23 protein-coding genes are annotated in these 23,969 nt (G+C 61.2%); 5 read left to right on the top strand and 18 right to left on the bottom strand.

Annotation, left to right across the window (positions count from 1 at the left end):
- Positions 1–191: 191 nt before the first annotated feature.
- The 5 genes from nadC to JO965_RS30390 all read right to left on the bottom strand — a co-directional run bounded on the left by nadC (position 192) and on the right by JO965_RS30390 (position 6,648).
- A complete protein-coding gene (gene nadC / locus JO965_RS30370) occupies positions 192–1,067 on the bottom strand; it encodes a carboxylating nicotinate-nucleotide diphosphorylase (protein WP_203444617.1) in 876 nt (291 codons plus the stop codon).
- On the bottom strand, positions 1,064–2,659 hold the full coding sequence (locus JO965_RS30375) for an L-aspartate oxidase (RefSeq protein ID WP_203444618.1): 1,596 nt from the start codon (positions 2,657–2,659) through the stop codon (positions 1,064–1,066). The genes nadC and JO965_RS30375 overlap by 4 nt, the downstream gene beginning before the upstream one ends.
- 9 nt (positions 2,660–2,668) lie before the next feature.
- Positions 2,669–3,667 carry a quinolinate synthase NadA gene (gene nadA / locus JO965_RS30380; protein WP_203444619.1) on the bottom strand — a complete coding sequence of 333 codons (999 nt, stop codon included), beginning with the start codon at positions 3,665–3,667 and terminating at the stop codon, positions 2,669–2,671.
- 157 nt (positions 3,668–3,824) lie between these two features.
- On the bottom strand, positions 3,825–4,805 hold the full coding sequence (locus JO965_RS30385) for a hypothetical protein (RefSeq protein ID WP_203444620.1): 981 nt from the start codon (positions 4,803–4,805) through the stop codon (positions 3,825–3,827).
- A 1,102-nt stretch (positions 4,806–5,907) separates the two neighbouring features.
- Positions 5,908–6,648, bottom strand: a complete 741-nt coding sequence (locus JO965_RS30390) for a calcium-binding protein (protein ID WP_203444621.1) — start codon at positions 6,646–6,648, stop codon at positions 5,908–5,910.
- A 422-nt stretch (positions 6,649–7,070) separates the two neighbouring features.
- On the opposite strand from JO965_RS30390, the gene JO965_RS30395 reads away from it, so the two are divergent.
- Entirely contained in the window at positions 7,071–8,303 is a 1,233-nt protein-coding gene (locus JO965_RS30395) for an RNA-guided endonuclease TnpB family protein (protein ID WP_203444622.1), read from the top strand.
- Positions 8,304–8,470: 167 nt separating this feature from the next.
- Positions 8,471–8,563: a hypothetical protein gene (locus tag JO965_RS49585; RefSeq protein ID WP_371826959.1), complete on the top strand. Its 93-nt coding sequence runs from the start codon at positions 8,471–8,473 to the stop codon at positions 8,561–8,563.
- Between the two features lie 230 nt (positions 8,564–8,793).
- On the opposite strand, the gene JO965_RS30405 is transcribed toward JO965_RS49585, so the two are convergent.
- The 6 genes from JO965_RS30405 to JO965_RS30430 form a co-directional block, all read right to left on the bottom strand.
- Positions 8,794–9,048, bottom strand: coding sequence for a hypothetical protein (locus tag JO965_RS30405; RefSeq protein ID WP_203444624.1), 255 nt, complete (start codon positions 9,046–9,048; stop codon positions 8,794–8,796).
- A 79-nt stretch (positions 9,049–9,127) separates the two neighbouring features.
- A complete protein-coding gene (locus tag JO965_RS30410) occupies positions 9,128–9,421 on the bottom strand; it encodes a hypothetical protein (protein WP_203444625.1) in 294 nt (97 codons plus the stop codon).
- Between the two features lie 100 nt (positions 9,422–9,521).
- Positions 9,522–9,731 carry a hypothetical protein gene (locus tag JO965_RS30415; protein ID WP_203444626.1) on the bottom strand — a complete coding sequence of 70 codons (210 nt, stop codon included), beginning with the start codon at positions 9,729–9,731 and terminating at the stop codon, positions 9,522–9,524.
- A 32-nt stretch (positions 9,732–9,763) separates the two neighbouring features.
- On the bottom strand, positions 9,764–10,111 hold the full coding sequence (locus JO965_RS30420) for an integration host factor subunit alpha (RefSeq protein WP_203444627.1): 348 nt from the start codon (positions 10,109–10,111) through the stop codon (positions 9,764–9,766).
- 464 nt (positions 10,112–10,575) lie between these two features.
- On the bottom strand, positions 10,576–10,845 hold the full coding sequence (locus JO965_RS30425; RefSeq protein ID WP_203444628.1) for a hypothetical protein: 270 nt from the start codon (positions 10,843–10,845) through the stop codon (positions 10,576–10,578).
- A gap of 479 nt (positions 10,846–11,324) precedes the next feature.
- A complete protein-coding gene (locus JO965_RS30430; protein ID WP_203444629.1) occupies positions 11,325–11,660 on the bottom strand; it encodes a hypothetical protein in 336 nt (111 codons plus the stop codon).
- 117 nt (positions 11,661–11,777) lie between these two features.
- Between JO965_RS30430 and JO965_RS30435 the strand changes: the two genes are divergently transcribed.
- Positions 11,778–12,989 carry an RNA-guided endonuclease TnpB family protein gene (locus JO965_RS30435; RefSeq protein WP_203445558.1) on the top strand — a complete coding sequence of 404 codons (1,212 nt, stop codon included), beginning with the start codon at positions 11,778–11,780 and terminating at the stop codon, positions 12,987–12,989.
- Between the two features lie 40 nt (positions 12,990–13,029).
- Here JO965_RS30435 and JO965_RS30440 read toward each other — a convergent pair whose 3' ends face one another.
- A complete protein-coding gene (locus tag JO965_RS30440) occupies positions 13,030–13,446 on the bottom strand; it encodes a hypothetical protein (protein WP_203444630.1) in 417 nt (138 codons plus the stop codon).
- Positions 13,447–14,807: 1,361 nt separating this feature from the next.
- Between JO965_RS30440 and JO965_RS30450 the strand changes: the two genes are divergently transcribed.
- Positions 14,808–15,759, top strand: a protein-coding gene (locus JO965_RS30450; protein ID WP_203444631.1) for an IS630 family transposase whose coding sequence is annotated in 2 segments (ribosomal slippage) — positions 14,808–15,182 and positions 15,184–15,759 — 951 coding nt in all. Because the reading frame shifts where the segments join, the coding sequence is not laid out codon by codon here.
- Here JO965_RS30450 and JO965_RS30455 read toward each other — a convergent pair.
- The 6 genes from JO965_RS30455 to JO965_RS30480 form a co-directional block, all read right to left on the bottom strand.
- The gene (locus JO965_RS30455) at positions 15,731–16,087 is read right to left on the bottom strand and encodes a GGDEF domain-containing protein (RefSeq protein ID WP_246776962.1); all 357 of its coding nucleotides are present in this window, start codon (positions 16,085–16,087) and stop codon (positions 15,731–15,733) included. The two genes, JO965_RS30450 and JO965_RS30455, sit on opposite strands and share 29 nt — an antisense overlap.
- Positions 15,988–16,536 (bottom strand): PAS-domain containing protein, encoded by a 549-nt coding sequence (locus JO965_RS49590; RefSeq protein ID WP_371826907.1) that lies wholly within the window; start codon positions 16,534–16,536, stop codon positions 15,988–15,990. The genes JO965_RS30455 and JO965_RS49590 overlap by 100 nt, the downstream gene beginning before the upstream one ends.
- Before the next feature lie 808 nt (positions 16,537–17,344).
- The gene (cysG, locus tag JO965_RS30465; protein ID WP_203444632.1) at positions 17,345–18,868 is read right to left on the bottom strand and encodes a siroheme synthase CysG; all 1,524 of its coding nucleotides are present in this window, start codon (positions 18,866–18,868) and stop codon (positions 17,345–17,347) included.
- Positions 18,865–20,586 carry an NADPH-dependent assimilatory sulfite reductase hemoprotein subunit gene (locus JO965_RS30470; RefSeq protein ID WP_203444633.1) on the bottom strand — a complete coding sequence of 574 codons (1,722 nt, stop codon included), beginning with the start codon at positions 20,584–20,586 and terminating at the stop codon, positions 18,865–18,867. The genes cysG and JO965_RS30470 overlap by 4 nt, the downstream gene beginning before the upstream one ends.
- 12 nt (positions 20,587–20,598) lie before the next feature.
- Positions 20,599–22,350: a sulfite reductase flavoprotein subunit alpha gene (locus tag JO965_RS30475; RefSeq protein WP_203444634.1), complete on the bottom strand. Its 1,752-nt coding sequence runs from the start codon at positions 22,348–22,350 to the stop codon at positions 20,599–20,601.
- A gap of 158 nt (positions 22,351–22,508) precedes the next feature.
- Positions 22,509–22,970, bottom strand: a complete 462-nt coding sequence (locus tag JO965_RS30480) for an Lrp/AsnC family transcriptional regulator (RefSeq protein ID WP_203444635.1) — start codon at positions 22,968–22,970, stop codon at positions 22,509–22,511.
- A gap of 184 nt (positions 22,971–23,154) precedes the next feature.
- On the opposite strand from JO965_RS30480, the gene JO965_RS30485 reads away from it, so the two are divergent.
- Positions 23,155–23,919, top strand: a complete 765-nt coding sequence (locus JO965_RS30485; protein ID WP_203444636.1) for a phosphoadenylyl-sulfate reductase — start codon at positions 23,155–23,157, stop codon at positions 23,917–23,919.
- Positions 23,920–23,969 lie beyond the last annotated feature (50 nt).

Raw genomic sequence — 23,969 nt, forward strand, 5'->3', positions numbered from 1 at the left:
GGGCCGCCATCGCTGGGCGGCATCAAAGACGACCGCCGGTGGAGCGCCGGTGGCAGCCTGTCGAGACCTCTGTACGAGGCGCGCCGTTGAAGCAGGAACGAAAGATCGAGGGATCAAGCGGCTTGCCGCCTAGCCCAAGATGCCTCGTCCTTCAGCGCGAGGAGCCTCACGTCAATACCTCGCAATCTGCGTTAGGACACGTCGAGCCCCAGGTCTAGGATCGGGGCACTATGGGTAATCCAGCCTGTTGAAATCAGATCCACGCCTGTTGCAGCAATTGCCGGCGCTGTCGCCACTGTAATCCGACCGGATGCTTCGGTGATGGTTCTCCCGTTTACCCGCCTCACTGCTTCTGAGAGCGTGTCCGGGTTCATGTTGTCGAGAAGAATTGCATCGGCTCCAACATCCAGCACCTCATCCAGCTGATCAAGGGTATCCACCTCGATCTCGACCTTGACGAGATGGCCAATGGCCGCACGTGCCCTCTCAAGCGCCGGCCGGACACCTCCGGCAATGGTGATATGGTTGTCCTTGATCAAAACGGCATCATCAAGCCCGAAGCGATGGTTGGCTCCCCCTCCGGCCCGGACGGCATGCTTCTCAAGTACGCGCAGTCCCGGGGTGGTCTTGCGCGTGCAGACGATCCGAGCGTTCCCCTGAGGCCGTATGGCTTCAACAAGAGCCGCCGTCGCTGTGGCAATGCCCGACATCCGGCAGACGAGATTCAGAGCCACGCGCTCGGCCGAAAGGATGCTTCGGGCTGGGCCCTCCAGCCGGAGAACGGTCTCTCCTCGCTCAACCCGACTGCCATCTGGGCGGTCGACGACAACCATGACGGCAGGATCGATCAGGGTGAATGCGAGATGCGCCGCGTCGATGCCGGCGACCACGCCTGGCTCTCGCGCCACAATGGCCCCGCGCAGTCTAGCCTCTGCGGGAATGACAACATCGGTCGTGATGTCACCAGCCCGGCCCAGATCCTCAAGCAGGGCTGCGCGCACGATAGGCTCCACCAGCAGGCGCGGGAGCGGAGCGAGAGTGTCTTGCGTGGCGAGGATCGGTCTCATGCAACTCTCCTGACAGGCACGGCTGTCTCGTTATCGATTTCGGCCGCAATGCGCAGCGCCTGATCGAGGGTTGTCTCGGTGTGCTGCTCTGGCATCAGGGCAGGGTGATCCTGCCGCTGATGGGAGCCGCGGCTCTCCTGTCGGGTGTAAGCCGCTGTTGCGATCAGGAGACCGACCAGGATGGTGTCACGAAGACCCATCGCGTGTCCTTCACGCATCAGCGTGCGGAAGTGTCGGATGGCCTTGTTCAATCCGACCGCATCGCGAAGAACGCCAACCTGTTGATCCATGATCGACCGGATCTGCCGTAGAGGCAGAGACTGCTGATCACCAGAACTGGGCAGATGCAGAGCGGGGGGAGGTGAGGGGGGCTTCGCCAGCGAGAGCCGACGTTCCATTCCCCTAATGTCATCTGCAATCCAAGCCGCATAGGCGAGCGCCTCAAGAAGAGAGTTGCTTGCCAAGCGATTCGCCCCGTGGAGGCCGGTCGAGGATACTTCACCGCAAGCCCAGAGTCCTTCGACAGAACTGCGGCCCTGATGGTCTACTTTAATCCCACCCATGTGGAAATGGGTGGCTGGGCGCACGGGGATCGGATTGCGAACCGGATCAAGACCGGCGGCTCGGCACAGTGCTGTTACACCGGGGAATCTTTTGGTGATGTGTTCACCAAGTACGGGACGCGTGTCGAGAAACACGCGCTCACCGGCGCAGACCTGGGCAAAGATCGCCCGGGCCACCACATCACGCGGCGCCAGTTCCGCTCCGGGAATATCTTGCATGAAGCGCTCGCCACGGCTGTTGAGGAGCACGGCTCCTTCGCCGCGCAGGGCTTCGGTTGCCAGCGGCATCGGATCACGTCCAGCCGCAATGGCTGTGGGATGGAACTGAACGAACTCGAGATCGCGCAGCACGGCACCAGCACGGGCCGCCAACACCAGTCCGCCCCCTACCGCACTCAGGGGATTGGTGGTGTGCGCGTAGAGACCGCCGATCCCGCCTGTCGCCAGCACCACGGCCCGGCCCGGGATCAGGGTAGGTTCACCGCCGCCTTCTCCTCGCGGCATGCAGGACACACCGACCACTGCGCCGTTGGCATCGCGCACCAGATCCGTAGCGCGATGGTTCTCCAGGACCTGAACGGAGGGCGCCTTCCTGACGGCATGGATGAGGGCCTCCAGAACGCATCGGCCGGTTCCGTCCCCATCCGCGTGAACGATCCTTCGGCGCGAGTGCGCCGCTTCCAACCCCAGGATCAACTCGTCACCAGAGGCGGTTCGATCGAAGGCTGCGCCTTGAGCAACCAGCCACTCGATACACGAGGGCGCGGCGGCAGCCACACGAGTGGCAACATCGCGATCGCTGAGCCCAGCCCCCGCCTGCAGGGTATCGGCGGCGTGCAGGGCAGGGTGGTCATCGTCCCCAATGGCCGCCGCAATTCCGCCCTGCGCCAGAGGTGTGGAGGCTTGTTGCCCCAGTGGAGAGGCCACAAGCAGGGTTACCGGCAACGGCGCCAGGTGCAGGGCTGCCGCCAGTCCTGCGATGCCGCCGCCCACGACCACGACACGGTCGCGCGGATGAGCTGTTGTCATGGCAGACTCTCACCGAACCGCGAGCATACGCTCGACGGCCAACCGGGCGCGTTCGGCCACGGCCGGATCGATGGTGACCTCGTGCTGATGCAACTCCAGCGCCCGCCGGATCTTCGGCAGGGTGATGCGCTTCATGTGCGGGCACAGGTTGCAGGGCCGCACGAACTCGACCTCCGGATAGAGAGCCGCCACGTTGTCGCTCATCGAGCACTCTGTCACGAGAGCCACACGGGCCGGGCGCTTCTCACCCACGAAGTCGGCCATGCCGGCCGTCGATCCGGCATAGTCTGCTTCGGCCACCACCTCGGGCGGCGCCTCCGGATGGGCCAGCACCACGACGTCCGGGTAGCTCTCGCGCACCTCACGGATGTCCTCGGCGGTGAAGCGTTCGTGCACCTCGCAGTGGCCGGCCCAGGTGATGATCTCAACGCCAGGTACCTGAGCGGCCGTGTTCTGGGCCAGGAACTCGTCCGGCAGCATGATCACACGGTCGACGCCCAGCGACTCGATCACCTTCTTGGCGTTGCCGGAGGTGCAGCAGATGTCCGACTCGGCCTTCACGGCGGCAGAGGTGTTGACATAGGTGACCACAGGAACGCCCGGGTAGCGCGCGCGCAGCTGGCGCACATCCTCGGCCGTGATCGACTCGGCCAGCGAACAGCCGGCCTCAGCATCCGGAATGAGCACGGTCTTACCCGGATTGAGGAGTTTGGCCGTCTCGGCCATGAAGTGCACGCCGGCCAACACGATCACGTCAGCATCGGTGTTCACGGCTTCACGGGCCAGGGCCAGGCTGTCGCCGACAATATCCGCTACGGTGTGGAAGATCTCAGGCGTCTGATAATTATGGGCCAGAATGACCGCATTGTGTTGGCGCTTGAGGGCAAGGATCGCTTCAATGTCGCTGGCGTAGAAGGGCCATTCCATCGCTGGGACGTGGTGCCGCACGCGAGCGTAGAGCTCGGGCAGGGGCAGGGACGCAGACATCATTGGAGCAGCAGCGGACATAGCGGCCTCCTATGCTCAGGCCGAGCATTTACGAGTCATGGGTATGCTCATGCTGAGCATTAGCGGATCACAAGAAAGCCGGCTGCATAGCCGGCATATGTCTTATGCTAGACACGAGTATAAGGCGGCGTCAACCCACAAACTGCCGCAACGCGGTTCACCTTAAGCGGGGCAATCGCACGCCAGGAGCCGGCCGTTCGACCAGCACTTCACGCCGGAAGCGCGCGAGCCGGGCAGGACGGCCGCCTGTCTCAGCTGAGATCTCGCCCGTTTCTTCGACCAGACCCTGCACTTCGACGAGACGGCGGAAATTCTGCTTGTGGAGGCGCACGCCTGACAAGGCCTCGACCGTCCTTTGGAGGCCCAGCAGGGTGAACGAGGCTGGCATGAGCTCAAAAATGACGGGGCGGTACTTGATCTTGCCGCGAAGGCGGCCAATCCCTGTCGCCAGGATGCGGCGGTGGTCAAGCGCCATTGGCTGCCCAGGGACCAGCCGCCCTTTAGAGTGCTCTTGTGGCTGAACCTCGCGCAGAGCCTCCGGCACGAGGCCCGCCTCGAACAGGAGCTCATAGCGTTCCAGCACACGCTCGTCGGTCCACGTCCCGGAGCCGAACCCGAATGTGAGCTCGATCCGCTCCTCACGAAACTGCCTCAAGGGTTTGCCGCCCGACCGTGCCCACGCCTTCAGGGCGGGTTCAATGACCTCAAGAGCCTTGGGCCGGCCGTCGCGCCAGTCCTCCCACGGCAGATAGGCATACCAGCTCCGCCACGCCGCATGGGCCAACCCGGCCGGACGGGCCTCCCGCACGAGAGCGAGATAGGCAATCGATAGGGCATGCCCTGTACGCTGAAGATCCCCCTCCGCGCGATCGCGATCCCCAAACGTGTACAGCTGTTCGACATAGCCGAGGGTCAGCTTGGTCTGTTCAGCCACCCACGTGCGCAGTCCCACCTCCAGAGTCCGGTGCTCGGATCGCAACGGCCCGGAGGGGAGACCGTCACGCTGATCAACCCGAACGGTGAGAACCCGTGGCTCATTGGGTGTGGCGGCCATGATCACGGCACTGAGATCGACAGTCGGGGCCGCATGGGACTGCACGCGGGTCTTTGGTCGACGAGCGGAGGAGGAAGACGCCATGGGTACTCAGAATGACAACGATAGGAGAGGGGCCACGATAGGTCGCTTGGCTCCCTCGGTCGAGACGAACTTTGGATGTGTTGGGATGGTCCACCTTCAGGCATCTGGGGATGCACAAGGAGCTGACCGTGTGACGGCCTCGTAGAGAGTCAGTTGAAACGGCAGCCCCGCCTTCAGCGGATCAGGACGCGAGGCGCCCTGCGCGCGACGGCAACGGGCGGCCGGCCTGCCGCAAACCAGGCTTGGGCCAGCGGGCGACTGGAAAGGCGGAGCCTGATGGGTGTCGCCTTCAGGATCGCGGCTCTGATATCCGCCTCCGGCAAGCCCTTCAGTAAAAAATGGCCAAAAGCCCTCCTCCTTTGGCGAACGGAGGGATAGGCCTTCCTCAAGGTTATTCAACCGGGTCGGGAAAAGTCCGTCGACAGTAGCAGGCCCTGGGTCAGGTTCTATCTGATCTTTCGACGATACCAGAGAGCCTGCCAAGTCGGATCATGTCGACAAGATGTTTGAACTTGTTGCTTCATCGGAGATGATATTATCCACATAGGATCGCCACGATCCCGCAAAGTGCTTCCTCACGTTTGCATCAGCCCGTCAACAGGTGACGTGGGCGTTTTTGTGATGGATTGTGGGTCGCAAAACATCGAGGTGGTCACTCGCACCCGCGTGCCCTCCTCCATCATCTTTCGTCTCACGATTATGGTCCCTGATGACGCAGGAGTTCGATCGCTGTGAAGATCCCGGGGGGTTGCCATCGCGGGCAACATGGGGCACCGGGACCTATCTCAATGCAGGGTCTTGGTGCGAGGATAGGAGTAAAGAAGCGCTCCTTCGGGACCAACGATTTCCAGCCGTCACCCGGCCCAATCCTCGATTGCCCATCACATTCCCATCGCAACGCACTGATGGCCTCGTGCGCTTCCGCCTTTGCGGTCTTACGGTTCGGCACTTCAACAGCCGTATCGTCGGGGGACGGTCTCTTGACCGTTCACGAGGTGGAAGGAGCAGCGCATCACGAGCCCTTTGAGACAGGTCGTTGACTGCTGGCCTCGATGTCATTGGGGTGGGTGCCACGATTACGGTTCGCAGCACCCGTTCGCGGTTATTGGACGGAGAAGTAATCGCCCGGGTTGTTGTGGACGTCGTCGGCGTTGACGTTCACGAGCGTGATGCTGTCGCCGTTGCCAAGGTCGACCACCGTGTTGTGTCCGACCTGCTGAACGCGGCTCGAAAGATCGTCGGCCGATGCGATATCGGTTCCGTTGATTCCCTTGGAGATCTGCAGGATATCCTGGCCGGCCTTGAAGTCGAGAACGACATCGTTGCCGCCGCCGCCGGTAAACACGAAGGTATCGCTGCCGGCCCCGCCGTGAAGCACGTCATCTCCCGCGCCGCCATCCAGGATGTCGTCTCCGGACCCACCACGCAGGATGTCGCTGCCAACACCGCCCTGCATCAGGTCCGCTCCGGAATCACCTTCGACGATGTCATTCCCGTCGCCACCGAGCTCAATATCGTTGCCATTTCCGCCGCGGAGGTTGTCGTCGCCAGCACCGCCGAGTTGAACGTCATCGTCGTTGCCGCCAAACAGAACGTCATTGCCGTCGTTGCCGTCCTGGACGTCAGCTCCCGCACCGCCAGTCAGCCAGTCGTCTCCAGAGCCGCCGGACGTCCAGTCATCTCCGCTCCCGCCAAAGATTACGTCCTGGCCGTCGTTGCCGGCGAGAGCGTCGCCACCTCCTCCGCCGAAGATCAGGTCATTACCGCCGTGCCCAAGCACCACGTCCGCGGTGGCCGTGCCGTGCAGCGAGTCGTTGAACGCCCCGCCTCCTAGAGTTGCCATGTCTCGTCTCCTTGTTGTGCGCGCCTCGTGAGAGGACGCGTCGGGTCACAAGTATCAACGTGAAGCAGGGTGCAGTAGTGAGCGCTCCACACGGCAATACTAAATCAAATTCTACGACCAGTAAATATTCATGCTAAATTTATTAGTATTGCCAACTACAGCACAGGCTTTACGACTAGATTTATTTCGAATAAGCGCAAGAGTAATTTCGCAATGAAAAGAGAATACAACGAGCTTCGATCTATTTTACGGTTGGGCCCGACGGACTACCCAGCGCTTCGGACGAGGACGACATTCCTCAGGAAAGGGGGCTAGAAATGAGGATCGAGGCGCAGTTGAAGGATTGGCGCACGCCATAATTATCATAATGCTCTGGAAGACCGCCTCCTTCAGGTGGAGGATGAAAAGAGCCAGAGCGACTCTTGAACAGCTTGAATGTTCTCGCTATGTTCTGGCCAATGAAGGTCAGAAAAGCCTATCGCTTTCAGGTGTACCCGACACCAGAGCAGGTCATGCAGTTGAGCATGACGATAGGCTGCTGCCGCCTGGTCTACAACCTGGCGCTGGAACAGCGGCGGCTGTTCAGTCGGAACGGGCGGAATCTGAACTACTACACGGGTGCCGATGATCTTCCGGCGTTGAAAAAGGAATTTCCTTTTTTCGCTGAGCCTCCGAGCCAGTGCCTGCAGCAGGCGCTGCGGGATCTCGAGGAGGCGTTCCAGCGCTTTTTCCGGAAGGACGCCGGTTATCCCAAGCCACGCCGCAAATTCGTGCACGAGAGCTGCCGTTTTCCGCAGGGCTTCACGGTCGAGCGGCATCGCCTGAAGCTGCCGAAATTCGGCTGGCTGAAGATGACTGCCCAACGCAAGGTGAAAGGTCGGCCAACCTCGGCGACAATCGCCCGGGAGGGCGATCGTTGGTTCGCCTCGATTGCGTGCGAACTCGACATGCCGAACCCGCAACGGCGAGAGGTTTCTGAGGTTGGTGTCGATCTCAACGTAATCACCGGGGCGGTGACCTCGGACGAGCAGATCCTGCCGATGCCACGGACCTCGCCTGAGGAGATGCGCCAGCTGGCGCGGCTGCAGAAGAGCTTGGCCCGCAAGAAGAAGGGATCGCTCAACCGGGCCAAGGCGCGCCGGGCATTGGCCCGGTTTCATGCCAAGCTCGCCAGGCGCCGACGAAATGCAGCGCATGTGATCTCCTCGCAGATCGCGAAACAGCACACGCACATCGCGTTCGAGGACCTTCGCCTGAAGAATATGACGGCGAGTGCCAGAGGCACGCTGGAAACGCCCGGCCGGAACGTGGCCGCCAAAGCAGGTCTGAATCGCTCGATCCTCGACGTGTCGCCGGGTCAGGTCCAGTCGATGACGAAGTACAAGGCTGCTTGGAGCGGCGGCGAGTGCGTCGAGGTCGACGCTCGCCATACCTCGCAGCGCTGCTCGGAGTGCGGTCAGCACCCGCAGGACGACGAGGCGACCGACCATCTGCCGCATGGGCGCGTGACACGCGATCGCTTCATCTGCCCACTGTGCGGGTACGAAGCCCATGCCGACATCAACGCCGCGAGGAACATCCTCGCGCTGGGCCGCCATCGCTGGGCGGCATCATCTAAGACCGCCGGTGGCAGCCTGTGGAGGCCTCCGCTCTAAGCGCGCCCGTGAAGCAGCAACCAAAGATCAAGGGATCAAGCGGCTTGCCGCCTAGCCCAAGATGCCTCGTCCTTCAGGACGGGGAGTCTCACACGGTCCGCACCCACACGGACAAATCCGCACGCCCGACCGACGGTTCCGGTCGGCATCTGTACTGGGTCGAAGTCGTGCGAATCCGCGGGCATATCGCGAACCATGACGTCCGCCACTATCAGATCGTGCTCAAGGCCAACTTTTCCCTCGAAGGTGGCTACCCATAACACAGAGCGTCGGCTCTCCAAGCGCTTCAATGACCCAGCGGTGGAGGGGCTATAAGTCTGCGGCGCGCAAGACACTTGGAAAAATGGTCGGGAGATCGCCTACGCTTCGGCGACTTCCATGCTACTGGTGCAGGATCTCTCTTCCCGAACAATTTTGCCTTCTACGTCAGGCTCTGCCTGAGATGGATCTGTAACGCAAGCGAGCATCTCTCAGCAAAAAGGCCGATACTTCATGGGTTGCCTCCCAGAGAAGAGATGTCCATAGCCAGCGTGTGTTGGAGGATCTTGACGCGGATCCTTCGCTTCACATTTCCGACCATTCGGGCCATTTCGTAAACCTTGTCGTGGAGAGCATGGGCCTCTGACAAAACATGATAGGGCGGCCCAGATGGGAGAGGCTGTGCAAGATGCTTTTCCAGCCTATCCAACAGTCCAGCAATTCGCGTGTTGTCGTCGCGAAGCTGCGCCAATTCAGCGTCGAGCATAATCTACACCTCCCATGGCCTTCCGGATGAAGCGACCGTCGAATTCTCAATCCTCGCTGCGAATCCGTCGCCTCAATGGCTACCGTGTGAGGACGACATACGACCTAGCCTTTAACCCGAGCCGGGATCTCAGCACGAGGCGGACACCAGAACTCTGCTGTCGCTCAGCCAGTAGGCTCTCGACATTCCTGCCACAGGCTTTGCCCGGCATGAGGGCTCGATGGCGGTCGAGCGCTTCGATCGCCATGCGGGTCCGCTCCCGATACCGCCCCGCGATCGGCGTCAACGGGCCGCGCTCCCGTCCAGGAAACCATGGTATGCCGCCAGCCCGCGCAAGTTCCGCAGCAACCACTTCGATTTCGTCGCGAGACATCAGTTCATTCCCAAACTGTAAGAAAATCTCACATCCGTTGCTTCATGCTGCAATGGAGACAGCCCCCTTCACACAAGCCCTACAGCAAATGTTGGCTCGCCTAGTGCCTTCTCTTGAACCTCTTGAACCAACGTCTGAGAAACGAAGTGGTGGCGAACAGGAGGGCGCCGCCGAAAGCTCCCGCGGTCACCTCGGTAAAGACATGGGTGTAGACATCCTCCGGGATGGTGTTGGTGACCGCATGGTGAATCTGGTGCAGCGCGACAGCAGCGATACCAATCAGGCAGCCGAAGAGAGCAATGCTTGCCATGCTCATCTCCTGCTCCGGTCCAGATCCCTTTTTCATGCCGTGTCACCCTTTTCAAGATCTTGTGAGACGAGCGCGCCTGCGGCGGAGGAAGCCCGGTTCATGCGGGCTTCGAGGAGAGCCGAGGCGCTGAACGAGAGAACCTGGCGCGGTTCAATAGGCACTTCCACGTTGGTCTTGGGATTGCGGCCGATGCGCTTACCCTTCTGGCGCACGGTAAAAACCCCGAACGACGACAGCTTCACGCTCTCGCCTCGTTCGAGAGTGGCGCAGATTGTCTCCAGAACCTGATCGACCAAGTCTGACGCGTAGTCCTTGGTGACGGAAACCCGTTGGTACACAGCCTCGGCCAGGTCTGCGCGCGTGACACTCTTGCCTGCCATCAGGACAACCCTCCTCGAAGAAAAAGGGCTGCCGTTGCCAGCAGCCTGAGTTTGGGAGGAACGACTTCCTCAGAGGAACAGCCCGCAAGGTAGGGCGGGCTGCGCAACGGAATTATCGTAGCCAGCAGAATATTGGAGTCTCATTGCGCCGATGTAATCGTTTACGCAATTTTCTTGATGAACTTTCCTATAGGTTGTGACCAGGAAGACACAAATCCACGATGCCGATGCTGCAAAGGAGCGACTGATGCTGGAACAGGTGCAGGCAGTTTGAGGGACCGAGGACCTGAATCTGGCAACGATCACAGATGAGAGGGATTTTGGATCAAGGGCTTGGCCGAGAATACGGTTGGGCAACCATCATCCTGGAATGATCCTATCTCAATAAAGCTTCAGTGAGTTCAGCACACCTCTCCACCAGCCTCATTGCAGACTCCTGCGCCATCACGGTCGGATGGATCCACTCAGGCGCTCCGGGCGATCGCGCTGCGCCCGAAGTTGCTCTTGACCTGTGGATCTCCGAGCCAGTCACAGAGTGGCTCCAGAGTGAGAAAGGTGTGTTCGACCTCCACAAAAGGGGCGGGCCGCTGACCGTGCGGCAGATTCTCAAGCAGTTCCGCCGTCCAGACGGTGTTGTTGCTGCGCTCGCCCGTTCGCACGACACTGCCTATCACTTCACCGTTCAGGAGGAGGTCATAGGCGCCAGGGGCGAGTTGGATCAGGCTGTAGGTCATATGACGGAAGCGAAGATGATGGTTGGATGCTACCAAAGCTGTGCAAAAGGGCAGAGGTCGCGGCTGGCAGCTTTGTTATCGACGTAACTGTCCAGTTAACATGAAATCTCATGCTGGGACGTATGTGAGCAATGCATGAATGTCTGCTGCACGACAGAAGAACTTCTTGAGTTCGATTCAGATCGTGTCGTGGCACCGACATGAGGGAATGTCTCCTCGGGACACGCTCATGAGAAGCGGCCATGGATGGCGAAAAGGATCTGCTTATCACTCGCCCGTTGACATCATCCGATGATGTCCTGGGAGTTCTGTGTCGATGGGGCAGTTTGCTTACTGCTGTGGGCCTGCTGGCATACGCTGGTCACCTCATCGGCTCATAGGCCTGTATCCTATGATACCTATGGCGAAGAGACGATTGCCGCTGTCGATTCCGATGTTCACGAGGACAATCGCCGCGTGTCCCCCCGTGTGATGCACAACTAATGCGCCGAGCGAGCATCAAGCGGGATCATCTGCACCGCTCGGCCGGATGCGTCGACAATCTCCAGCCGCCATCCCTGCCACTCGTCTGAATTTGTCGGATCCTGGGCCCGAAGCTCTTCGACGGCCTCCATCGCCGAGAGCACGGCCGTCTGAATACTGGCCGTCTCAATACCCTCCTGATCGCGGATCATGGTCTCGCCATCAGTGAGATTGAAGTAGTAGCGTGCTAGTCCGGAATGAGCTGGTCCGGGCTCGTTCAAAGAACCAGCCAGCGGGCCGGCTTCGATGAAGCCGTCAGTAGGCCTCGCTTTGCCCTTGGTAAGACTTGTCACGGGATGAATGCCTTACCAATGATCGCGCGAAAGGCCCCGCTGTTCATGGCGGGGATGGACAGCGCAGGCGTCGCGAGGCGCCTTGCTTTCGTTCCCGGTCCGTTCTACAGCGAGGTCATGCAACGGCTCCAGGCCTACACGTTCGCACTGCTGAACCCGACGGGTGCCGATGAGCGGGCCATGCGCCGCTCCTGCGGCTCGCGCCGGTTCGTGTTCAACAAGGGCCTGGCGTTGCAGAAGGAGAGGCACGCCGCGGGGCTGAAGCACCTCTACTACGCTGACCTGTGCAAGCACCTCACGGCCTGGAAGGCCGATCCGGCCACGACCTGGCTGATGGTGGCCGACTCGCAGGTGCTGCAACAGTCCCTCAAGGACCTGTGCCGCGCCTACGACAACTTCTTCAAGGGACGCGCGGAGGTCCCGCGGTTCAAGAGGAAGGGCCACCATGAATCATTCCGCTACCCGCAGCGCTTCAAGCTCGACCAGGCGAACGGCAGGATCTTCCTGCCCAAGATCGGCTGGCTGCGCTACCGCGCCTCGCGCCCTGTGGAGGGGGACATCTCGCAGGTCACCGTCTCGCACAGGGTCGACAGGTGGTTTGTCGCGATCCAGACTGAGCGAGCGGCGGAACGGCCCGCCCATCCATCGACCTCCATGGTCGCGATCGACCTGGGCGTGGCCCGCTTCGTCACGCTCTCGGACGGGTCGTTCGTGGAACCCGTGAACGCGTTCCGCAGGTCCGAGGCCCAGCTCGCCAAGGCGCAGAGGCGGATGAGCCGCAAGATCAAGCACAGCAGCAACTGGAAGAAGGCCAAGGTGAAGGTCCAGTCCATTCAGGCCCGCATCGCCCGCATCCGGCAGGATTTCCTGCACCAGACCTCGACGCAGATCAGCAAGAGCCACGCGATTGTGTGCGTCGAGGATTTGAAGGTCAGGAACATGACGGCATCGGCGGCGGGGACCGTGGAGCATCCGGGGACCAACGTGCGGGCCAAGGCGGGGCTGGACAAGGCGATCCTCGATCAGGGCTGGGGCATGTTCGTGCGTCAGCTCGGGTACAAGCTCGAGTGGCGCGGCGGGATGCTGGTCGAGGTCGACCCGCGCAACACCAGCCACCGCTGCCCCGAGTGCGGCCACGTGGCCGCGGAGAACCGCCGGAGCCAGGCGCGCTTCGCCTGCGTGTCGTGCGGGCACGAGGCGCACGCCGACCATGTCGGCGCGATCAACGTTCTAACGGCGGGACACGCCCGGCTAGCCTGCGGAGAGACTTCGTCCGAAGGGGCGTCGGCCCAGGAACCCACTGAGGCGAGGTCGCGCCTCGCGGCGTGACACGCGGCAGGAATCCCCTCCGTTCACGGAGGGGAGGATGTCAATGAATGGCCGACAATGATAGAGGGGCAATATCCACCCAGCCGGTGCAGGTTGGGATCTCAGGGACAAGGAAGACGCGGCTTCCGTCGGTCCGCTGAACCCGGCAGGGATAGGCTCGCTTATCTCCTGGAGGGCGGTACAAAACCATGCTCCCAACAGCGACCTTCTCGTGCGAAGCAAGATCAAGGTTAGCCTGAAGGTCCTGGCTAACCTGCTCGATGTCGATCGGATCAGGAGAGTTCGCATGCTTGGCTGCCCTGAGGCGCTCAAGAGCAGCAAGGGCGACGCGCGCTCGGTTTCGGTAACGATCCATGACCAGCTTCAGAGGACCGCGCTCCTCACCTGAGTGCCAGGAGAGCCCACCCGCTTTGGCCAATTCGGCCGCCGCAGCCTCTCCTTCATTGTCAGTCATCATCGGTCCTTCCCAAACCTAACGAGAGTTCGTGTCTGCTAGAATACCGAGGATAGAAGGAACGCAGGTGCGGGACACTCTGCCGTCAGACCCTTACATTGTTGGCTGCCACGGCTGAAGGGTGAGGGGCCGGGACGGTCACCTCGAGTGACAAGCCTCGCCTGTTCCACAAGCTGGTCACCTGACGAACTGCATAAACCTGCCCAACCCTCTGATTAAGAACTGGATCTGATGCTGTCTGGAGAAAGCAGTAGCACAGAATATATTCTGAAGTCCACCGGATTCACGAAGAGTTCCGATGAAAAGCAACGTGTGCTCCTGGTGTTGACGTCATGCACGCAAGCTCATAGGTCATCATTTTTCAAGGTCATAGCCAGCATATAAGATGAAGCGAAATTCAAAGCCTTTCTCCGTTGAGATCAAGAAGTCCCGTGTGCAAGGTCAGCGTAGCCATCTTCCGCCAGGGCGTTCGTTCGCAACCGTTCCAGATGAGCCTACGAGGGTCCTCCAGAAGAAAGAACCTCACGTTGCCGCTGACCCTGTGGTGGTCCCTCGCATTCTGCCGAGCATCCTTGCGCCCGTACCAAACGCTTCTGAGCCCGTTCAGTCTGTTCGCCGCAAACGCTCTTCAGCGGAGGCTCATCAGGGACAGATCGAGTTCGATCTGATGGCCACAGCCTCTGAGAATGTGAAGGACGCGCACGCGCGAGCGCTGGAACCCGCGGGTGCCATGACGCTGACTGAGGTTACTCCTGTCGCTGAAGAGGACGCAGCGCCCGTCCATGACGTTCAGCCGGCACGGGGTGCAAGTGTGAAGGCCAATTCGCGGAAGCCTCGGAAGAAGAGTTCCGGAGCCGTTGAACCGATGATGACGTCCAGCCCCACCCCAGGAGCAGAGCGCATACCAGAGGCCGAGATGCTTTGGCCACCGGTGGTGACATCGTCGCAGACGGTCGAGCTTAGGCTGATCAAGCGTCTGGCTGAGGCTGCGCAACTTCCAAGACACGAGCGTTGGAAGCGGCGCCTCCATCCGACTGCTTGGTGAGGCTACCAGCACAAGAGGCAAGTTGGCGTGGCCGCTGATTCCACAACATAGCAGCTGCTTCGGACTGTCTACCTCACTCTCGTGCAGTTGCGACCATCTGCTTTAGCCGCATACAAGGCGCGATCCGCGCGTTGCAGAATGGAGTTCCTGTTGTCCTGGGGCAGGGCTTCCGTGAGACCGGCGCTGAACGTGTAGGCAAGGTCAACAGTATCCTCTCCACTGCGGACTAGAGCAGCGGCGGTTCTGATTGAATCGGAGGCTATGCGCCGTGGCGGCTTCGTGATTCACTTGTCTCGGCCCTCTTGGGAGGAGATGAGCGATGACCAAGTCCTACTCGCTGGATCTGCGGCAACGGGTGGTGCGCTTCGTCGAGGCGGGGCATTCCTGCCATGAGGCAGCGCGCCACTTCGAGGTCTCGGTCGCCTTCGTGGTCCGACTGATGGCGGCGTATCGGGCCACCGGCAGCCTGGCGCCCAAGCCGGAGGGCGGCTGGCGCTACTCCAAGCTCGACCCGCATCGCGACTTCCTCATCCGCCGCGTGACCGAGAAGGGCGACATCACCATGCCGCAACTCGCCGCAGAACTGGCGGCCCTCGGCACGAAGGTCACGCCCGCTTCGATCTCGCACTGGTTCCGCCGCAACGGCTACCGCTTCAAAAAAAACGCTGCGGGCCAGCGAACAAGGACGCGCCGACGTGCGGCAAGCGCGCGAGCACTGGCACACCAAGCGCCAGCCGCGCATGCGCCAAGAGCCGCACCGGCTGGTGTTTCTCGATGAGACCGGCACATCCACCAAGATGACCCGGTTGCGTGGCCGCTGTCTGAAAGGGCAGCGCCTATATGCCAAGGCGCCGTTCGGGCACTGGCTGACCCAAACCTTCGTGGCGGGGCTGCGCTACTGTGGTCTGACGGCCCCTTGGGTGATTGATGGGCCGATGACCCGGCCGATCTTTGAGACTTATGTGGAGACCCAACTCGCCCCGACCTTGTCCAAGGGCGACGTGGTGATCCTCGACAACCTGTCGGCACACAAGAGTGAGAGGGCAGCAGACTGCCTGAAGCAACGCGGCGCCTGGTTCCTGTTTCTGCCCCCGTACAGTCCGGATTTGAACCCGATTGAGCAACTCTTCGCCAAGATCAAGGCGCACCTGCGCAAGGCCGAAGCCCGCACCTTTGACGCGCTCTGGCGGGCCATCGGCGACATCTGCGATGGGGTCGAGGCTGAGGAATGCCGCAACTACTTCACCGCGGCCGGATATGGATTCGTCTGAACCGCCGTTGCTCTAGCGGGAAATCTGTCCTGAGATGGCGCAAGGTTCGGACAGCGGCCTCAAGGCTGACAGACGGTAGCAAGAGCAGAAACTCTTCGCCACCGGTTCGACCAATAGAGGTTTCAGGGTCCAGTCTCTCACGGCATACCGCTGAAAAGTGCTGCAGCACCGCATCGCCGACTTCGTGGCCATAGCGGTCATTGATCGACTTGAACCAGTCGATGTCGATCAGCGCTGCACACAGGCTGGAGCCTTCGTGCTTGTGGTCTCTGAGACGCTCGTCAAGGATCTCAAGAATATAGCGGCGGTTCGGCAGACCGGTGAGCACATCGGTCCTGGAGGCCAAGAGCGCCGCGTCATGCGCCTGTCGCAGAGACCTTTCATCGTGTTTGAGAGCCGTGATGTCAGCCCCACCGTGAGCAACCAGCCATTCGGCAGGATGGTATGATCCATCCAGAACCAGCAGCCATTGACGAGGTCGGTCTGGAATGACTTGCGCACGACCATCCGGCGACGGGCGAGGGTCCTGGCGATGAAAGCCTCCACATCCCCATCATCAATCCTTACCCCACATCCGTGCGCGTGAGCGTAGCGTAGGATCTCGGGGAACGTGAACCGGCCCTGGTCATCGCCCAGGAACATGTCCTGGTAGGTCCTGTTCGCATACCGAAGCCGATCTTCGGCATCATAGAGGCAAATCGCCTGTCCGCTTTCGGTCAGTGTCTCCACCAGATGGCGAAGCGTTTCGTCGTTCGGATCAGCTACAAACCCAGGCATGCCATCAACCGTTACAGACTTGGATCAGATCCATATCCGCTCATGGGTACTCGTCTATCCGTAGACACCCTCATGCCAGCAGGTCCGAGGGCCGTCGTTCACGTGTCATTTAATGCAAAAGGCCGCGTCTGGTTCTTATGATGAACCAAGACGCGGCCCCGGCCCGCAGTTGCCCCTACGGGAAGCTGTTAACCTAAGGTTAACCTTGGCGGGAATACGGCCCAGCTTCGAAGATTATGGGGTCGTTCTGTGGAAGCGCACGGTCCAATTGGCGTTGCTGACGCTCTGGTCCTGATTGGCTCCGGACCGGATGCGCTGAAGCGCTTCAAACGGGCGCTTTTCCTTTTGTCCACGATGCGTCGTATCCGAGCGCATAGTCGGCCAACGACCCAAATGCGGCCCAGAATAGAGTTCTGATCCTCTCAGGCGCGTTGTTTTTGGCCTGGATCTTGATGCGAGCGCCGTACTCTTCCGCTGGCAGCTTTAGAAATTTCAACTCTGCGCGTCAGAAAATAGAGAATGTTCATGCATTGAGTTTAGCTGCAGAAGCATATATTTCTAAATTTCGTTTGAAGCGATGAGATTGCTGGAACGATCTCTGCTCGCGGTTATAATACCCAAAGTGCAGGGCTAATTGACTTTCAGAAATATGGTACGTTGTCATTCGCGTTCATCGCGCAAGATGATTTTTGGTATCCTTCTTTTCTGGCTCATCGTCGGAGCGGCTGTCGCAGGCAGGATCGCTTATTTCGATCAGATTTCCGCGCCTGCAACGGCAGAGCCGTTCTGAAGGAAGCTTCAATCCTTCTCAATGATCCAGCAGAGCGGGGGCAGCCTGCTCATTCTTTGGCACGACCTGATCTGCCTCATTGAGAGCGTTGATTGCGCGGTTCTTTTGATGCGCAACTTCGCATGCAGTGCCAACGGATGCTCCGATCGCAATGATCAATGGTCCATCTTCAGGCAGCCGAACGCCACGTGCAACATTGCCGATGGTTGTATGCGAGCTCTTCTGATCGTCCCTCGAAACATTGCTGAGAGCGACGACCGGCGTCTCGGGAGGCAGGCCATTCTCAATCAGGCGCGTCGCCAGCTTGGATGCCGTGCGCCGGCCCATGTAGATCACCGTCGTTGCCTGCGGATCGGCCAAAGCGCCGATATTCAAGTTTTCCGGAAGACCGCCATGCCGGTCATGAGCGGTGACGAACTGGACCCGTTGGGCATGATCGCGGTGGGTCAGCGAGGCATTGAGCGAGGCAGCCGCGGCGCTTGCGGTCGTGATGCCAGGAACGATGCGAACTGGAACACCGGCGTCGCGGCAGGCAGCGACTTCCTCGCCGGTGCGACCGAAGATGGCCGGATCCCCACCTTTGAGGCGAACGACACGTTCACCCGCAAGCGCCAGATCGACAATCAAGGCATTGATGTCGTCCTGGCGGCAGGATGCGCCATGGCCCTCCTTGCCGACATGGACCCGGCGGGCCTCTCGCCGGGCCAACTCGAGAATGCCAGGCGTGACAAGGCGATCATAGACGATCACATCGGCCGCCTGAAGTTCGCGCATCGCTTTCAGCGTCAGAAGTTCCGGATCCCCGGGACCCGCGCCGACAATGACGACCTCGCCGAGCGCCCGCCTCTCCAAAGCGTCTTCACGAGCCTCATGCGCGAGTTGATCCAGAGAGCCGTTCAATCCACGCTCGTGGGTTCTGTTCGCGAATGCGGCATCCACGAACTGTTCCCAGAACCTGCGCCGACCTTGTTTTGAGGGCACAATGCCCCGCAGGCGCTCCCGGAAGCCTTTGGCAGCCTGAGCCCAAGCACCGAGGGGGGACGGAAGGACTGCTTCGATCCGCCGGCGAATAGCCTGGCCCAGAATAGGAGAGGCTCCGTCGGTCGATATGGATACGATGACGGGAGCGCGATTGACGATGGTGCCAAACTGGAAATCACAGAAGGTAGGCTGATCGACGATGTTGACGAGGGCACCGTGCTGGCGTGCCGTGTCGGCAAAGACTGCGGCTTCCTGCCGATCCTCGATAGCCGCGACGACAATTGAGATCCCAACGAGGTCGGATTTTCGCCAGGGCCGGTGGAGCAGGGTGAGCCGCTCCGGGTCGCTCTGGACGAGAGCGAGCAGTTCAGGCGAGGGATCCTCGGCAAGGATTTTGACCGTGCCGCCGGCGGCCGCGAGAAGTTCGGCTTTCCAGGCGATCCCGTCGGATCCGCCCACGACGAGGATCGAGCGCCCGGCGAGGTCGACGAAGACCGGCAGCTTCGGCAGGGCGTTGAGGCGCGCCGGGCGCCGATCCTCAGGCCGAAGGAGCGCATTCATTCCGCCGCCTCGGCAAGAGGGCCCGTATTGACGTGAAAGTCCGGCCCATTAGCTGTCGCGGCGACAATGCCTGAGCGGATGACGAAATCCCCGAACCGCTCGGCAGGCTTGCGGTCACCGGCATACGCCGCAAAGAGCGGATCGAGAGCAGTGATGATCTCGTCGTGCTGCAGGTCGGCGGCATAGAGCTTGGAGAGACGCGAGCCGTCGAACGCCGCGCCAAGATACAGATTATAGCGGCCAGGGCCTTTGCCCACGAGCCCGATCTCGGCGATGTAGGGGCGGGCACAGCCATTGGGGCAACCGGTCATGCGGATCGTGATCTCATCCTCCGCCAGACCGCGCAGGCTGAGACGCTCCTCGAGAGCTGTCACGAGCGACGGCAGATAGCGCTCGCTCTCAGCCAGCGCCAGGCCGCAGGTCGGCAGGGCCACGCAGGCCATCGCATTGCGGCGCAGCGCCGTAGCATGACTGGTCAAGGCATGCTCCTCCACGAGTGCTTCGATTTCAGGACGCTTCTCGGGCGAGACATTGGCCACGATGACATTTTGATTCGCCGTGAGACGGAATTCGCCGTCGTGAACTTCCGCAATCCGGCGGAAGCCGGTCATGAGCGAGGGACCGTCCGGGATGTCGCGCAGGCGGCCGTTCTCGATGAACAGCGTCAGGTGGGAGCGGCCGTCCTCGCCTTCGACCCATCCGTAGCGGTCACCATTCCCGTCGAACCGGAAAGGCTTCGGCTTGCCCAAGGCTTTGCCGATGCGCCGTTCGACCTCGGCGCGGAAAGCCTCAAGGCCGCGATCCTCGATGGTGTATTTGAGACGGGCATGCTTGCGCAGCGTGCGGTCGCCCCAATCACGCTGCACCGTCACCACCGCTTCGGCCACGGCGAGCGCGTCCTCGGGCTGGCAGAAGCCCATCACGTCGGCCGTGCGCGGATAGGTGTCGTCCTCGCCATGGGTCATGCCCATGCCGCCGCCGACCGTCACGTTCCAGCCCTTGACCGCACCCTTCTTGTCGAGGATCGCGATGAAGCCAAGATCCTGCGCGAAGATGTCGACCTCGTTTGACGGCGGGACGGCCACGACGGTCTTGAACTTGCGCGGCAGGTAGGTCCGGCCGTAGACGGGCTCAGTCACCTCTTCCTCACCACCGGCAATCTTCTCGCCGTCGAGCCAAATCTCGCGATAGGCCGGTGTCTGCGGCAGGAGATGTTCGGAGATCGACCGGGCGAGATCGAGGGCTGCCTTGTGAGCGCGGGACTGATGCGGATTGGTCGAGGCCAGCACATTGCGGTTGACATCGCCGCAGGCGGCCAGAGTGTCGAGAAGGGCCGTGTCGATGGCCTTCATCGTCGTCTTCAGGTTTGTCTTGATCACGCCATGGAACTGGAAGGTCTGCCGGGTCGTCAGCCGCAGCGTGCCATTGGCATAATCCCGGGCGATCCGGTCGAGCTGGAGCCATTGCGCCGGCGTGCAGACGCCGCCGGGGATGCGCAGGCGGATCATGAAGGAATAGGCTTTTTCGAGCTTCTTCTTCGTCCGCTCGGCCCGCAGATCCCGGTCGTCCTGCAGGTACATGCCGTGGAACTTGACCAGCTGCTGATCGTCCTCGGTGATCGCACCGGTCACGATGTCGGTGAGGCCTTCCGCGAGCGTGCCGCGCAAATAGCCGCTCGCCTCCTTGATGCGCTCGTTGCGCGAGAGTTCCTTGGACATCGTTCGTGCTTCTCAATAAACGTCTTGGTGATAGCGGCGACCACGCTCGAGCTCGGTGACGGCAAGCTCGGCGGCGTCGGGAGAAAGGACCTTCACGTCGGCGAAGGCGGCGACGAGCGCCGCGCGGATATCCTTCGCCATGGCCGTGGCGTCACCACAAACGTAGAGCTGCGCGCCATTGTCCAGCCAGTCGATCACGTCCCGGCGCTGCTCCCAGAGACGATGCTGCACGTAGACCTTTTGCGGTGTGTCGCGCGAGAAGGCGAGATCGATCCGGGAGAGCGAACCGTCCTTCAGGGCATCCTGCCATTCGAGCTGATACAGGAAGTCGTGCGTGTAGTGGCGGTCGCCGAAGAACAGCCAGGACCTGCCGCTCGCTCCGACGGCGCGTCGTTCCTGCACGAAGGCGCGGAAGGGTGCGATGCCGGTTCCCGGGCCGATCATGATGATGTCGGTTGACGGATCGGGCAGCCGGAAATGCTTGTTGGGCTTCAGGCGAACGCGGGCTGATGCCCCGGCCTTGAGGCGGTCGGCCACGAAGGTCGAGGCAACACCGCCGCGCACGCGGCCGTGGGTTTCATAGCGCACGGCGGCAATCAGCAGATGCGCTTCGTCACCGACCTCCTTGCGCGAAGAGGCAATGGAATAGGCGCGCGGCGGTAGAGGACGCGTGAGAGCCGTGATCTGCTGAGCCGTCAGCGCCGCGGGAAAGGCTTCGACCAGATCGATCAGCTGGCGTCCTTCGATCCAGGACCGGGCCTGCCCCTCGTCCAGCAGCCGGCGCACCTCCGCGTGGCCCGTCTCGGCGGCAAAGGTTTCGAGCGTCTTGAGGGAAAGGGTCGTGATGTCCCGCTCACTCCTCAAGGCAGCGTGCAGGGCATCCTCCGCATGGAGTCCTGTGGCCGCAAGAACGCCCTCGACAAGGGCCGGGTCGTTTTCCGGGAAGAGTTCGAGCGAGTCGCCGGGCTCATAGGCCGGAGCCCTGCTCTCAAAGCCGAGCGCCAGGTGAACGGTTTCCTTGTCCGAGCGCGAGGAGTTCAGATTGACGTGCTCGATGATTTCGGCGGCCACCGGCTCGCGGCTGATCTCGGCGCCGGCACGGATGCCGAAATCGACGGCCACCACATTGCCCGAGTTCTCCAGAGCTGGTGCAAGCGTTTCGAGAGTGCTCTTGATCCAGGCCGCCGCGGGAGCCTCGAAATCGAGGTCGCAATCGACCCGGTCGACCGCGCGCACCGCGCCCAGCTCCGCGAGCCGTACATCAAGGGCTTTGCCGACGCCGCAGAACTCGGCATAGGCGGTGTCGCCCAAGGCCAGGACGGCGAAGCTCGTGCCCTCAAGACGCGGCGCCGATCCCCCCATGAGCTCCGCATAAGCGCGGGTGGCCCGCGCCGGCGGCTCGCCTTCACCCCAGGTGGCGGCGATCACCACCAGCCGTTCATACTTAGGCAGATCGACGATATCGAGATCGGCGAAATCGATGATCTTCGGCTTGAAGCCGCCCTTGCGGGCGAGCTTCGCCACGTCCTGAGCCAAGCGCTCCGCATTGCCGGACTCGCTGGCGAAGAGGATCGTGAGAGGCTCTGCCGCGCGGGCGGGCGCATCCACCCGCGGGGAGGGCGCCTGGCCTGCATCGATCCCGGCGAGAAAGCCGGCGAGCCACGCGCGCTGGATCGGAGAGGCACCGCTCAGGACACGATCGAGGCTGAGCCGGTCGTCGTCTCCGAAGGGCGCTGTTTGGGGCAGAAGGGCAAATGCTGACATGCCCTGAGTTTCGCGCGGGGCTGTAGGATAAGTCAATGGAATGTTCTTTTTAAAGAACGCCACTTGATGGAAACTTCTTTTCTCAGCTCGCTTAAAGAGAGAAGAGAATTCTGTTCACCTCTGAACGATAGGAACCCACGCCAAGGGTCGGACCTTCTTTACGCCGTCGTCTCGATCGGTAGTGCCGTGGTGGACTTCACCCGCTCGACGCTGAAGCGCGAGCTGACCTTCTTGAGCGGAACAATTCCGATCAAACGCTTATAGAACAAGTCATAAGCCTTCACGTCGGGAACGATGACGCGGAGGATGTAGTCCACGTCTCCCGCCATCCGATGGAACTCGACCACCTCGCTCATGGTCGCGATCGCATCGATGAACTGGTCGATGGCCTCTTGGGTATGATCCCCGGCTTCGATGCATACGAAGACCGTCAGGCCAAGTCCCAGCTTGTCCGGGTCGAGAAGCGCGACCCGTCGCTGGATCACGCCCTCGGCTTCAAGACGCTGAATCCGTTTCCAGCATGGCGTTTGAGACAAACCGACCCGATGGCCGATGTCTGCGACAGACAATGTGCCATCCTGCTGAAGAAGGTCCAAAATTTTTCGGTCGATGCGATCCATCTCTGCATCCAGCCTTTTGTCGAACAGAAATTCTCTCGTTCTGATCCCCGGTGAATAAATCTTCTCTACTTGGGATAACTTGCCCTATTGGCCGATCAGCCATCCCTCCGGCTCAGAACGACGCGACCTTGACACCGTTCGTTATTAAGAACAAGTTCGATTTTGCGCTGTGGAGGTTTTTACGATGAATTTGGGCTCAGGAGGCGGAGGAGCCGACGCTTTGGCCCGCGCCATGACGGATGCCAGCCTTGCGGAAAGGCTTGCTCTCGCCTCGCGTTCGATTGCGGGCCGGCTGGTCTTTACGACGAGCTTCGGTCTCGAGGATCAGGCGGTGACCCATGCGATCTTCAGAGCCGGTCTCGACATTCACATCGAGGTCGTGACCCTCGATACCGGTCGGCTGTTCCCTGAGACCTACGATCTGTGGGCGCAGCCGGAGGAGCGTTACGGGCGCCGCATCAACGCGGTTAGTCCGGATCGCTCCGATCTGGAGGCTTTGGTGGCTCGCCAGGGCATCAACGGTTTCCGTCAGTCCGTCGAGGCGCGGAAAGCCTGTTGCGATGTTCGTAAAGTGGAGCCCCTGGGGCGGGCTCTGGTCGGGGCGGCGGGCTGGATCACGGGGCTCCGCGCCGAACAATCGTCCTTTCGCGCCGCCGTGCCGTTGGCGTCTCAGGACGATGGTTATGGCCTGATCAAGGTCAATCCTCTGGCGGATTGGAGCCAGCAGGACCTCGTCCGGTATGTGACCGACAATGCCGTTCCCTACAACCCGCTGCACGACCGGGGATACCCGTCCATCGGTTGCGCTCCCTGCACCCGAGCGGTCCGTCTCGGTGAGCCCGAGCGAGCCGGTCGCTGGTGGTGGGAGCAGGAGGCCAAGAAGGAATGCGGCCTGCACCTCGTGCCAACCCATCAAATTCAGGAGCATTCCCATGATCAGCGGGCGTGAAGCAAGCGGCGTGCGCCCCGCAAAGCGGCCGGAGTCTCAAGGGGTCTCAT

Origin of the sequence: Microvirga sp. VF16 (assembly GCF_016864375.1) — a bacterium.
Lineage (GTDB): Bacteria > Pseudomonadota > Alphaproteobacteria > Rhizobiales > Beijerinckiaceae > Microvirga.